The following is an 11724-nucleotide window of genomic DNA, read 5'->3' as shown; positions in this document are numbered from 1 at the left end:
CAAAGACTAAAGCACAAAGCATCCACACAAGCCCGAGGGTGACGGTTCGAGAAAGGCACGATCCCCCCTCCATCGTCATTGCCGGGCTTGTCCCGGCAATCCATCTCCCCTCCGCAGGGACCCCCGGGACAATCTCGGTGGTGACGGCAAGCGGGCAGGGGTGTTGCTACCCCGCATCCTCCAAAAACCGCGCCCGATACTCGCTCGGACTGATCCCCACCTTCTGCCGGAAATGATGCCGCAGCGTGTGCGCGCTCCCAAAGCCCACCGCCGCCGCCACATCCTCCATCCCTGGATCGCCCTGCGTAAGCAGTCGCTTGGCTTCGCCAACCCGCTCATCGGCCAACCAATCCCCCGGCGATTGCCCCGTCGCCTCGGCAAACCGCCGCAAAAACGTCCTGAGGCTCATCCCCATCTCGTCGGCCATCCGCTTGACGGTCCAGTCCGCCTCAAGGCTCCCGCGAACCTCCTCAAGCAACGGCCCAATCTCCGCGCCCTCGCGCACGCCCACCGGCCGCTCCAGAAATTGCGCCTGACCACCAGCCCTGTGCGCCGGCATCACCAGCCGCCGCGCCACCGAATTGGCCGCCGCGGCCCCAAAATCCTGCCGCACCATTTCAATCAGCAGATCAATCCCTGCCGCGCTCCCGGCCGAGGTATGGATCCGATCATGGATGCGATAGAGCGAAGCATCATCCACCAAAATATCCGGATGCCGCTCCCGCAGTTTTGCGGCGTAGCGCCAATGCGTCGTCGCCGTTCCATCCGACAGTAACCCCGTCGCCGCCAGCACAAACGCCCCCGAACAGATCGAAGCCAGCCGCGCGCCCCGCGCATGCGCCGCCCTCAACTGTTCCGCCAGCGCCTCAGGCACCTCGGCATCCGCACCCTTCCAGCCCGGCACGACGATGATATCCGCCTCGGCCAAAATCTCCGGCCCATGATCGGCAACCACAGTCAGCCCACCATGCGCCCGCATCGGACCCTCATCCACGGCGCAACTGGCAAACCGATACCAACCCTCTCCCATTTCCGGCCGCGATAGCCCGAATACTTCGGCCACAATGCCGAATTCAAACGTGCAAAGCCCATCATAGAGCAGGGCGACAACAAGGGGACCGGTCAAGTTTGGCATGATATCTACGCATATTGTCATTCACGCCAATTTTCAACAGGGCAGGGCACCCCTATCCAGGAGGCAAAGGAGAACCACATGCCCACTTCCGTCGCCGCCATCCCCGCCGCCCCCAGCGTCCTCGCCCGCGAGCATTTTGCTGCCCAGTTCGCGTTCGAGACCGATTGCTGGGACGTCCACGACGCCCTCTCGAAGGGCCCGGACTTCGTCCTCCTCGACGTCCGCAGCCCGGCCATGTTCGCCCGCGGCCACGTCCCCGGCGCCATCAACCTGCCGCACGGCAAGATCATCCGCTCCAGGATGGAGAACTACCCCGCCGATACGCTCTTCGTGACCTACTGCGCCGGCCCCCACTGCAACGGCGCCGCCCGTGGCGCCCTCCGCCTCGCCGACCTCGGCCGCCCCGTAAAGATCATGGCCGGCGGCATCACCGGCTGGATCGACGAGGGATTTGAACTGGAGAAGAGTGAGGAAGTGGCGGCTTAGCGTTCGCTGCCAACCAAATAGCCGCGCTGCCCTCGGGCTCGACCCGAGGGCCACTCTCCGCAGTTGTACAGGCGCCGATCACCCACCGACTGTCACCCCGGCGAAGGCCGGGGCCCATCCTGGGATGTAGAGGTGACAGTCAAACTATGGGGCTCACGCCCTGCGGGAGATGGGCCCCGGCCTTCGCCGGGGTGACGTCGAGCGTGGGGTAGCTGGCCCCGTTACCAGTTCACCTGGCAAACCGCCCCATCGGGGCCGAACTGCATGCTCTCCGGCGTGTACTGGAAAATTTCCAGCTTCACCCCGCTCGGATCAGCCAGCCAGGCCTGGAACGTGCCATCTGCGCCGCGCTTCTTGTCGGTGATGGCAACGCCCTTGCTGCGCACATGTGCGATAAAACCGTCGAGATCGTCGGTTTCGAAGCAGATGTGGTTGATCTGGTCGGCCTCGGCGAAGCGGGATTCGCCCTTGAGGAAGACCTCGACAAAAGTACGATTGCCAAAATCCATGTAGAAGCCGATCCGATCCTCGCCGCGCTTGAAGTCGAATTTGGGCTTGATACCGATGACATCGGTATAGAAGGCCTCAACGGCACTGAGGTCGCGCGCGAAAATGCAGGTATGGGCAACTTGCTTGATGAACGGCATGAAGAATCCTCCTCGGATTTATATCGATATCGGTAGGGCAGCGCCGGCCTCTATGGCAAGCCCGCGTCCAGTCCGATCAGAAAATTTCGCTTCGCCTCTTTCCCTTGTCACAAGTGCAGTCTAGGAGAAGCCGAATAGCCTCGAAACACCGCAGGGAAAGGCCGAAAATGTCTTCAATTATCCACGTCCAGGGTCGCCAGGTTTACGATAGCCGCGGCAACCCCACCGTCGAAGTCGATGTGGTCCTGGATGACGGCAGCTTTGGCCGCGCCGCCGTTCCCTCTGGCGCTTCCACCGGCGCCCATGAAGCCGTCGAACTGCGCGATGGCGGCAAGAAGTACAACGGCAAGGGCGTCACCCAGGCCGTCGAAAACGTCAACACCGCCATTTTCGAGGAAATCCAGGGCATGGATGCCCTCGATCAGCTCGCCGTCGATCAGGCCATGATCGATCTCGATGGCACCGCCAATAAGGGCCGCCTCGGCGCCAACGCCATTCTCGGCGTCTCGCTCGCCGTCGCCAAGGCCGCCGCTGAATCGAGCGAACTGCCGCTCTACCGCTATATCGGCGGCCCCAACGCCCACGTTCTCCCGGTCCCGATGATGAACATCATCAACGGCGGCGAACATGCCGATAACCCGATCGACATGCAGGAATTCATGATCCTGCCCGCCGGCGCCGAAAACCTCGCCGATGCCGTCCGCATCGGTTCGGAAATCTTCCACACCCTGAAGAAGGGTCTCTCCGCCGAAGGCCACAACACCAATGTGGGTGACGAAGGCGGTTTCGCCCCGAACCTCGGCTCGGCCGATGAGGCCCTCGGCTTCATCATGCGCTCCATCGAAAAGGCCGGCTACAAGCCGGGCGAGGACATCTTCCTCGGCCTCGATTGCGCCGCCACTGAATATTACAAGAACGGCAAGTACGAGATGGTCGGCGAGGGCAAGTCGCTCTCCTCCGAGGAAAACGTAAAATTCCTGGCCGATCTCGCTGCCCGCTACCCGATCATCACCATCGAAGACGGCATGGCCGAAGACGATTGGGACGGCTGGAAGGCCCTCACCGACGCCATCGGCAAGAAGGTGCAGCTTGTCGGCGACGATCTCTTCGTCACCAACACCGCGCGTCTCGTTTCGGGCATCAAGATGGGCACCGCCAACTCGATCCTCGTCAAGGTCAACCAGATCGGCTCGCTGTCTGAAACCCTCAACGCCGTCGATACCGCCCACCGCGCCGGCTACACCTCGGTCATGTCGCACCGCTCGGGCGAAACCGAAGACTCGACCATTGCCGACCTCGCCGTCGCGCTCAACTGCGGTCAGATCAAGACCGGCTCGCTCTCGCGCTCCGATCGTCTGGCCAAGTACAACCAGCTCATCCGCATCGAAGAGCAGCTCGGCTCCTCCGCCAAGTATGCCGGCTACTCGGTCGTCAAGGGCCGCTAAGCATGATGCGGGCCCTTGTCTATGACAAGTATGGCCCGCCGGAACAGGTTCTGCGGCTGGAGCAAGTGCCCCGGCCGCAGCCCCAGCCGGGCGAGGTCCTCGTCCGCGTAAAAGCCGCCTCGGTCAATTCCTGGGATTGGGACCTGGTCATCGGCAGTCCCATGGGCCGCATCTCCGGCCCCTTCAAACCACCCCACAAAATCCTCGGTGCCGACATCGCCGGCACGGTCGAAGCCGTGGGGCAGGGCGTAACCGCCTTCCAACCCGGCGATGCCGTCTTCGGCGATCTCAGCGAAGGCAAATGGGGCGGCTTCGCCGACTATGTCTGCGCCCCCGCCAAAACCCTCGCCAAAATCCCCGGCGGCCTCGCCTTCGCCGAAGCCGCCGCCATCCCCCAGGCTGGCGCGCTGGCCCTGCAAGCCCTGCGCAAATTCGAAAACCTCGGCCCCGGCCACACCGTCCTCTTCAACGGCGCCGGTGGTGGCGTCGGCACTTTCGGCATCCAGCTCGCCAAACCCACAGGCGCCAAAATCATCGCCGTCGACCGCGCCGAAAAGCGCGAACCCGTCCTCGCGCTCGGCGCCGATAGCTTCATCGACTACAAATCCGCAGACTTCACCGCGGCCCCCGAAAGCTACGACCTCATCATCGACGTCGTCGCCAACCGCCCCGCCGCCCATTTTGCCCGTTGCCTCAAACCCGGCGGCCGCCTCATGCTCATCGGCGGCACCTATGGCAGCCTGATCCGCACCGCCCTCCGCGGCCTCGTCACCCGCGAAAAATCCCTCGGCGTTCTCGTGTACAAGGTCTCTCCAGCCGACAATCTCGAACTGGCCGGCAAAGTCCGCCCCGTCATCGACAGCACCTTCCCCCTCGAAGACGGCGCAAAAGCCCTCCGCCGCCTCGGCAGCGGCCTTGCCGTCGGCAAGGTGATCGTCGCGATGGTCTAGCGCGCTTTACTCGCCGAGCGCCCATATCCCCACAGTCACGACGCTGCCCTCGGGCTCGACCCGAGGGCCGCTATCCCCAACCCCAGTGGCCGAGGCTCCCGCACTGACCCTCGGGTCAAGCCCGAGGGCAGCCCGCGTTTGCACTGCCAGCGTGGGAAAATTCCAGCAATCTACCGCCCTCACGTCCCCTATGTACTGCCCAAAAACTAGGCATAAGATGATCTCCGTAGAATCATCTGCGCTTGGGGAGTTTTTGGTATGATAAAGCGTCTATCTGCCGAAGCATTTGGTACGTTCTGGTTAGTATTCGGCGGCTGTGGCTCGGCCGTTCTTGCTGCCGGTATTCCTGAACTTGGCATCGGTTACGCCGGCGTTGCTTTGGCCTTCGGCCTCACGGTGCTGACCATGGCCTATGCCGTGGGCCACATTTCCGGTGGCCATTTCAATCCCGCGGTTTCCCTCGGCCTCGCCATCGCCGGCCGCTTCCAATACAAGGATCTCGTTCCCTATTGGGTCGCCCAGCTCGTCGGCGGCATTCTCGGCGCTGCCGTCCTCTTCGTCATCGCCTCGGGCACTGCTGGCTTCACCGCAGGCGGCTTCGCCTCCAACGGCTACGACGCCCTCTCGCCCCATGGCTATGGCCTCGTCTCCGTCCTGATCGCGGAAGTCGTGCTCACCGCCTTCTTCCTGATCATCATCCTCGGCTCGACCCACGGCAACGCCCCCGTCGGCTTCGCCCCCATCGCCATCGGCCTTGGCCTGACCCTGATCCACCTGATCTCGATCCCGGTCAGCAATACCTCGGTCAACCCGGCCCGCTCCATCGCCGCCGCCATCTTCGCGCAAAACGGCGCCCTCGGTCAGGTCTGGCTGTTCATCGTCGCGCCCCTCGCCGGCGCCGCCCTCGGCGCCATAATCTGGAAAGCCCTGCTCGAACGCGACTAAACAAAAGGGGCCGGTCAAAGACCGGCTCCTTTCTCTAATCCCTGCCCAACCCACTGTGTCATTCCCGCGAAAGCGGGAACCTCTGTTTGGGCGCCTCCCAGAGCCTCGCCATCGGCGAGGCTATCGCATTAATGTAAAGTGTGCTTGACATTAGTATGCAGAAATGTAAAGTATGCTTTACATAATGGAGGTGCAACATGTCCGGCCATCCCGACCGCCGCTTCGTCACCGTAGCCGCCATTTCGACGGCGTTTTTCCTCTCGTCGAGTTTCGCGATCTCCTGGCTCGACGAGAGCGGTGCCGTTCCCGCGCATTGGCTCTGGCTCGCCGCCATCCTTCCCATTGCCGCCCTTCTGGTCCCTCTCTGGGCGCTCTGGCGTTATCTTTGGGAGCTCGACGAATATCTTCGCAGCATCCAGCTTAAGGGTATTTACTTCGGCCTGACGGTGCTGCTGGTTCTCGTCACCGGCTGGGGCTATGCCGAGCTTTACGTCGATGCTCCGCGTCTGCCGATCTTCTGGCTCAACCCGATCTATTGGCTGGCCTATGCGGCTGGCGCCATGTTCTTTTCCGTGTCGGGAAGCCTTCAGCGTTGAAGAACCGCCTGAAGGAACTTCGCGCCGCTCGCGGCTGGTCGCAGGCGGCCTTGGCCGAAAAGCTTGGCGTGTCGCGTCAGTCGATCATTGCCATAGAAACGGGCCGCTTCGATCCCTCGCTACCGCTTGCCTTCCGTATAGCCCGCCTCTTGGGCGAGCCGATCGAATCCGTGTTCGAGGATGACGAACCCGCATAGTCCCTACTGAAACGCCGTCTCCGCAAAGCTCCTGAGTTTCCGCGAATGCAGCCTTTCCGCCGGCTGATCCCTCAGAATCTCCATCGCCCGCAGCCCAATCTGCAAATGCCGATTGACCTGCGTACGATAAAAATCCGAAGCCATGCCCGGCAGTTTCAATTCGCCATGCAGCGGCTTGTCCGAAACACACAGCAGCGTCCCATAGGGCACCCTGAACCTGAACCCGTTCGCCGCAATCGTCGCACTCTCCATATCGAGCGCCACCGCCCGCGATTGGCTCAATTGCCGCACGATCTCCGTCTGGTCCCGAAGCTCCCAATTGCGATTGTCAAACGTCGCCACCGTGCCGGTGCGCATGATCTTCTTGGTCTCGATCCCCTCGGTCTGGGTGATCTCCTCCACCGCCTGTTCGAGGGCCACCTGCACTTCAGCCAGCGCCGGCACCGGCACGGTCAGCGGCAGGTCGGCATCGAGCACATGGTCCTCGCGCACATAGGCATGCGCCAGCACATAATCGCCCAGCTCCTGCGAGTTCCGCAGGCCCGCGCAATGCCCCAGCATGATCCAGGCATGCGGCCGCAAAACCGCGATATGGTCGGTAATCGTCTTCGCATTGGCCGGCCCGACGCCGATATTGACCATGGTAATGCCGCGCCCACGATCACCCACCAGATGATAGGCCGGCATCTGCGGCGCCCGCGGCGGCGGCGACCCGGTCACCGCGCCCCCGGTCAGCGCATTGTCGGTCGACACATTCCCCGGCTCGATAAACCGCTGATAGTGCCCATGCCCCTCGGCCATCCAGGCCTTCGCCACCCGGCAGAATTCGTCGATATAGAACTGGTAGTTCGTAAAGATCACAAAGTTCTGGAAATGCTCGGCCGCCGTGCCGGTATAATGCGCCAGCCGGAACAGCGAATAGTCCACCCGCGGCGCCGTAAAGGCCGAAAGCGGATAAGGCCCGCCCCGCGGCGGCACATAAGTGCCATTGGCAATCTCGTCATCCGTATTGGCGAGATCCGGCGCATCGAACACATCGCGCAGCGGAATCCCCAACGCATTGAGCGCCGCCCCGTCCACATGCTCATGCGGCGGCAGCGCAAAATGCAGCGGAATGGGCGTATCGCTCTCGCCCACATCGATCGTGCCGCCATGATTGCGCAGCAGCACGGTGAACTGTTCCTCGAAATAGGTCTTGAACAGGTCCGGTGCCGTCACCGTGGTGCGATAAATCCCCGGCGTATGGAGATACCCATAGGGCAGGGTGCTCTCATGCTTGGAATAGCTCGTCGAGCGCACTTCCACCTGCGGATAGCAGGCCCGCACGCGGCCCTCGGGAACTTCCCCCCGCGTCAGCCCGGCCAGATGGCTGCGAATGAATTCGCAATTGCGCCGATAGATCAGCGCGATCTGCTCCCATGCTGCTTCTGGATCGGTAAAGCTCTGGGTTTCCAAGCGCGGCGGGCAAATCGTCGTCATGAACCATCCTCATCTGCCGGCCCCATTCGGCCGGCGGGCGCTCATTGGAATCGCGCCGGTTTGACCGTTCACTATAGGCACCGCATGACACCTTCTCAACGGAGGCCGCGCACCCCAAACCGGTCTTCACACTTCGGTGAGCCGTACTTTTATTGCCGCAATTGCCCACCATCTTTTCACTCAGTTCATCGGCACGGCAAACGACCCATGCAACCGGTGAGCAGGATGTGGTTAGCCGCTTGTCCCCCAAGCCCTCAACAGCGCGGCGGACTATATCCCCCAAAGCCGTCCGGCAGAGATGTCGGACGGTCTTTTTTGTTTTGCTTGGAGAGCCACAACCTCTCCCTCCCGTCGTCACCGCCGGGCTTGTCCCGGTGGTCCATGCCGTCCCCGAACTGGATTACCCGGACAAGCCGGGCAATGAAGATCGACAAGGGTTGTGTGTTCATGCGAAGCGCAGCACCTTGTCCATTCAGCCATAGACGGAGTCTCCTTTGAGCGTAGCCTTCACCAAAGAAGACAGTGCCGAAACCGCCTCAGAATCCGTCCTGCCCGATCGCCCCATTCCGCCCGGCCTAAACCTCGTCACCGAAACCGGCCTCAAGGCGCTCGAAGCCCAGGTGGAATCCGCCCGCACCGCCTTCGAAGCCGCCCAGGCCATCGAAGATATCAACGAGCGCCGCCGCCAGTCCGCCGTGCCGCTCCGCGATTTCCGCTATTTCTCCGAACGCCTGCGCACCGCCCAACTCGTCCCAGCCCCAACGAACCCTGAAACCGTTGCCTTCGGTAGCAAGGTCACCTTCAGCCGCGACGATGGCCGCGTGCAGACCTACCGTATCGTCGGCGAAGACGAAGCCGACCCCAAAGCCGGCACCATCTCCCACGCCTCTCCCATCGCCCAGGCCCTCCTCGGCAAAAGCGTCGACGACGTCGCCACCCTCGGCGACCAGGAACTGGAAATCATCAGGATAGGCTGACCGGAATAGTCGACGTCCAGCGTCGAACCATCCACACCCACGGTGTCATTCCCGCGAAAGCGGGAACCTCCGTTTCCAAACGCTCTCCTCAGCCCCCAATTCGCCCTCCATCGTCATTGCCGGGCTCGTCCCGGCAATCCATCTCGCCTCCGCTGGGGACCACCGGGACAGGCCGATGGTGACGACCAACGAGTAATATCTGGCGCCCCGAGGTCAGGTGGTTCCATAAGCCTTCCGCAACGCCACCACCGAAATCTCCGCCAGCTCCCGCAACACCCCCAAATCCACATCGCTCAGCCGCTTCACATAAAGGCAGGCCTTGCCCATGCGATGCTTCCCCAGCCGCGCCAGCAACTCCTCCCGCCGCGCACTGACCTCGGGAAAATACGTCCCCATCAAATAAATGGAAAACTCTGCCTTGCGCGGCGCAAAACCCACCAGAAAGCTGTCGCCCTCGTGCCCGGTCTCATAGCGATAGTGGTAGTGCCCAAACCCCACCATCGTGCCCCAAAGCACCGGCTCCTCCCCCGAAACCGCGCTCATCAGCTCGATCAGCGTCCGAGCATCGGCCCGCTTCGCCTCATCCGCAATCGCCGCGACAAAAGCCTCGACATCCCCACCCGGCCTGGTCTTCTGCTCCGCCATTTCAGCCCCTATTCGCTATAGTCGATCACGGTCTCGGGATTAGCCTCGCCATCATAGCTGGCGTCGATCTCATAGCGCTTCAGCGTCCATTCGCCTTCATTGAACACCCATGTGCCCGCATCGCTCGCATCGCCAATGCCCCGCCACAGCCCATAGGACGAAATCGTGCGGGTCTCGGGATCGAACTGCGAATTGACCAGAATGGTCGTCGCATTCATCCCGGTCAGGTCGATCCCCTTGAGCGGGGAGTCGATATCGTCCTCCACCTCATATCGCGTCTCGAAAGCCGGCGTCGCAAAGGCAAGCGGCATCAGGCCCTCATATTCGCGATAAGTGTAGTAGGCGTGGGTGACATTATAGGCGCCCGCCATGCACCAGATGCGGATAAGGGTGATTTCCTCTTCCTCGCCCTCCGTGCCCCAGCTCATCGGATAGCTGAACGTCCAGCTCTTGAACGCATCCTCCGGGTCATAGGCATTTTCGAGCGGCTCGCAATAATCCCCGCCCGCCAATTGGTGCAGCGCCTTGGCCTCGGTTTCGAGCGACTTGTCCTTGGCGGCCACGGGCAGCGCCAGCACGGAAAAAGCGGCCAGCAGCGGCCAAAGCAATGGACGGATCATGGCGCATCCCTTATGTCGAAGCCGAAACGCGGGGAGCCATTTCCCGCGCCTCTATCCCTAAGAAAACGAGGCCACTATGACCGCAAAAATCATCGACGGAAAACTCTTTGCCGAGAATCTGCGCGGTCGTATCGCGGGCCACGTCCAGCGCCTCAAAACCGAGCACGGCATTACGCCCGGCCTCGCCGTCGTCATCGTCGGTTCCGATCCGGCCAGCCAGGTCTATGTGTCGAGCAAGGCCAAGCAGACCGCCGAAGTCGGCATGAATTCCTACAAGCACGAACTGCCGGCCGAGACGTCCGAAGCCGACCTCCTCGCGCTGGTCGCAAAACTCAATGCCGACCCCGCCGTGCACGGCATTTTGGTCCAGCTCCCCGTTCCCAAGCATATCGACCCCAACAAGGTCATCGAAGCCATCGATCCAGCCAAGGATGTCGACAGCTTCACCCCGGCCAATGTCGGCAAGGTGCAGATCGGCCTCCCAGGCCCGGTCTCCTGCACCCCGCTCGGCGCGCTCATGCTGCTGCGCGATCACCTCGGCAATCTCGAGGGCAAGAACGCCGTCATCATCGGCCGCTCCAATCTCGTCGGCAAGCCGATGATGCAGCTCCTCCTCCGCGACAACTGCACCGTCACCGTCGCCCATTCGAAGACGCAGAACCTCGCCGATGTCGTCCGTCAGGCCGATATCGTCGTCGCCGCCGTCGGTCGTCCGGAAATGGTGAAGGGGGATTGGCTGAAACCCGGCGCCGTGGTCATCGACGTGGGCATCAACCGCGTCCCGGCCCCCGAAAAGGGCGAAGGCAAGACCAAGCTCGTCGGCGACGTCGACTTCGCCTCCGCGGTGGACGTTGCTAGCGCCATCACCCCGGTTCCCGGCGGCGTCGGCCCCATGACCATCGCCTGCCTTCTGGCCAATACCATCACCACTGCCTCGCTCATCAACGGCCTCGTGCCCCCGAGCGATCTCACCGCATGAGCCAGACCTCCCTAGACCTGGGCGACAACACCGCCCACGATCCCGGCGGCAAGGTGCGCCTGCGCCTTGGCGCCGGTGTCCATGGCGATGCGGTCATGAGCGAAGATGGCCGCTACCGCCAGCTCATGCGCCGCTGGCTGGGCGAAACGTTTCCGGAAAACTACATCCTCTTCATCGGCATGAATCCCTCCACCGCCGATGCCACCGTGGACGACCCCACCTGCGCGAGAGAATGGACCTTCGCCCGCCGCGAAGGTTTTTCCGCCATGGTCAAATGTAATGTCGGCGACTACCGCGCCACCGACCCCAAAATGCTGGTCCAACCCGGCATTGTCGCCGTCTCGCCCGCGAACATCCCGGCCATCCGCAAAGCCGCCAACGGGGCAGGGCGCGTGGTCCTCTGCCACGGCAAGCTCAACAAGGCCCTCGCCCCCGCCGGCCGCGAAATCGTGGAAACCCTGCGCGCCGACGGTCTCGATCTCTGGTGCTTCGGCACCAACGCCGACGGCTCCCCCAAACACCCGCTTTATCTGCGCGCCGATACCCCTCTGATCCCGTTTCCAGCTTAGCGCGGTGCTTCCGGCTGCCACGCCCTGTTGACCGCCACTCGCTTTGCATCGCCA

General features: G+C 62.6%; 14 protein-coding genes. 9 read left to right on the top strand and 5 right to left on the bottom strand.

The window, feature by feature from the left end:
• Positions 1 to 166: 166 nt before the first annotated feature.
• Complete coding sequence (gene ftrA, locus JP75_RS03270; RefSeq protein ID WP_035079265.1) at positions 167 to 1135, bottom strand: transcriptional regulator FtrA; 969 nt, start codon at positions 1133 to 1135, stop codon at positions 167 to 169.
• 78 nt (positions 1136 to 1213) lie between these two features.
• Between ftrA and JP75_RS03265 the strand changes: the two genes are divergently transcribed.
• Positions 1214 to 1621 carry a rhodanese-like domain-containing protein gene (locus JP75_RS03265; protein WP_035079107.1) on the top strand — a complete coding sequence of 136 codons (408 nt, stop codon included), beginning with the start codon at positions 1214 to 1216 and terminating at the stop codon, positions 1619 to 1621.
• Positions 1622 to 1842: 221 nt separating this feature from the next.
• Here the strand turns inward: JP75_RS03265 and JP75_RS03260 are convergent, their stop codons facing one another.
• On the bottom strand, positions 1843 to 2268 hold the full coding sequence (locus JP75_RS03260) for a VOC family protein (RefSeq protein WP_035079103.1): 426 nt from the start codon (positions 2266 to 2268) through the stop codon (positions 1843 to 1845).
• A gap of 167 nt (positions 2269 to 2435) precedes the next feature.
• Between JP75_RS03260 and eno the strand changes: the two genes are divergently transcribed.
• From eno to JP75_RS03235, 5 genes are all read left to right on the top strand, one after another.
• Positions 2436 to 3713, top strand: coding sequence for a phosphopyruvate hydratase (gene eno / locus JP75_RS03255; protein WP_035079100.1), 1278 nt, complete (start codon positions 2436 to 2438; stop codon positions 3711 to 3713).
• Positions 3714 to 3715: 2 nt separating this feature from the next.
• Entirely contained in the window at positions 3716 to 4663 is a 948-nt protein-coding gene (locus JP75_RS03250) for an NAD(P)-dependent alcohol dehydrogenase (protein ID WP_051960258.1), read from the top strand.
• 258 nt (positions 4664 to 4921) lie between these two features.
• Positions 4922 to 5608, top strand: a complete 687-nt coding sequence (aqpZ, locus tag JP75_RS03245; protein WP_035079097.1) for an aquaporin Z — start codon at positions 4922 to 4924, stop codon at positions 5606 to 5608.
• A 197-nt stretch (positions 5609 to 5805) separates the two neighbouring features.
• Entirely contained in the window at positions 5806 to 6204 is a 399-nt protein-coding gene (locus JP75_RS03240) for a hypothetical protein (protein WP_035079094.1), read from the top strand.
• Positions 6201 to 6401, top strand: coding sequence for a helix-turn-helix transcriptional regulator (locus JP75_RS03235; RefSeq protein ID WP_035079091.1), 201 nt, complete (start codon positions 6201 to 6203; stop codon positions 6399 to 6401). The genes JP75_RS03240 and JP75_RS03235 overlap by 4 nt, the downstream gene beginning before the upstream one ends.
• Positions 6402 to 6404: 3 nt before the next feature.
• On the opposite strand, the gene JP75_RS03230 is transcribed toward JP75_RS03235, so the two are convergent.
• Positions 6405 to 7880 (bottom strand): AMP nucleosidase, encoded by a 1476-nt coding sequence (locus tag JP75_RS03230; protein WP_035079088.1) that lies wholly within the window; start codon positions 7878 to 7880, stop codon positions 6405 to 6407.
• A 494-nt stretch (positions 7881 to 8374) separates the two neighbouring features.
• On the opposite strand from JP75_RS03230, the gene greA reads away from it, so the two are divergent.
• Entirely contained in the window at positions 8375 to 8857 is a 483-nt protein-coding gene (gene greA, locus JP75_RS03220) for a transcription elongation factor GreA (RefSeq protein ID WP_035079082.1), read from the top strand.
• Between the two features lie 213 nt (positions 8858 to 9070).
• Here the strand turns inward: greA and JP75_RS03215 are convergent, their stop codons facing one another.
• Together JP75_RS03215 and JP75_RS03210 are read right to left on the bottom strand one after the other, a co-directional pair.
• On the bottom strand, positions 9071 to 9502 hold the full coding sequence (locus tag JP75_RS03215) for a DUF1801 domain-containing protein (protein WP_035079079.1): 432 nt from the start codon (positions 9500 to 9502) through the stop codon (positions 9071 to 9073).
• 8 nt (positions 9503 to 9510) lie between these two features.
• Complete coding sequence (locus tag JP75_RS03210) at positions 9511 to 10122, bottom strand: DUF1176 domain-containing protein (RefSeq protein ID WP_051960256.1); 612 nt, start codon at positions 10120 to 10122, stop codon at positions 9511 to 9513.
• Between the two features lie 76 nt (positions 10123 to 10198).
• On the opposite strand from JP75_RS03210, the gene folD reads away from it, so the two are divergent.
• Positions 10199 to 11101: a bifunctional methylenetetrahydrofolate dehydrogenase/methenyltetrahydrofolate cyclohydrolase FolD gene (gene folD / locus JP75_RS03205; protein ID WP_035079076.1), complete on the top strand. Its 903-nt coding sequence runs from the start codon at positions 10199 to 10201 to the stop codon at positions 11099 to 11101.
• Positions 11098 to 11670 carry a DUF1643 domain-containing protein gene (locus JP75_RS03200; protein WP_051960254.1) on the top strand — a complete coding sequence of 191 codons (573 nt, stop codon included), beginning with the start codon at positions 11098 to 11100 and terminating at the stop codon, positions 11668 to 11670. The genes folD and JP75_RS03200 overlap by 4 nt, the downstream gene beginning before the upstream one ends.
• The last annotated feature ends 54 nt before the right edge of the window (positions 11671 to 11724 follow it).

The organism is Devosia riboflavina (assembly GCF_000743575.1).
GTDB classification, from domain to species: domain Bacteria; phylum Pseudomonadota; class Alphaproteobacteria; order Rhizobiales; family Devosiaceae; genus Devosia; species Devosia riboflavina.
The sequence above is the reverse complement of the archived record's forward strand: the minus strand, read 5'-3'. Positions and strand labels throughout refer to the sequence as shown.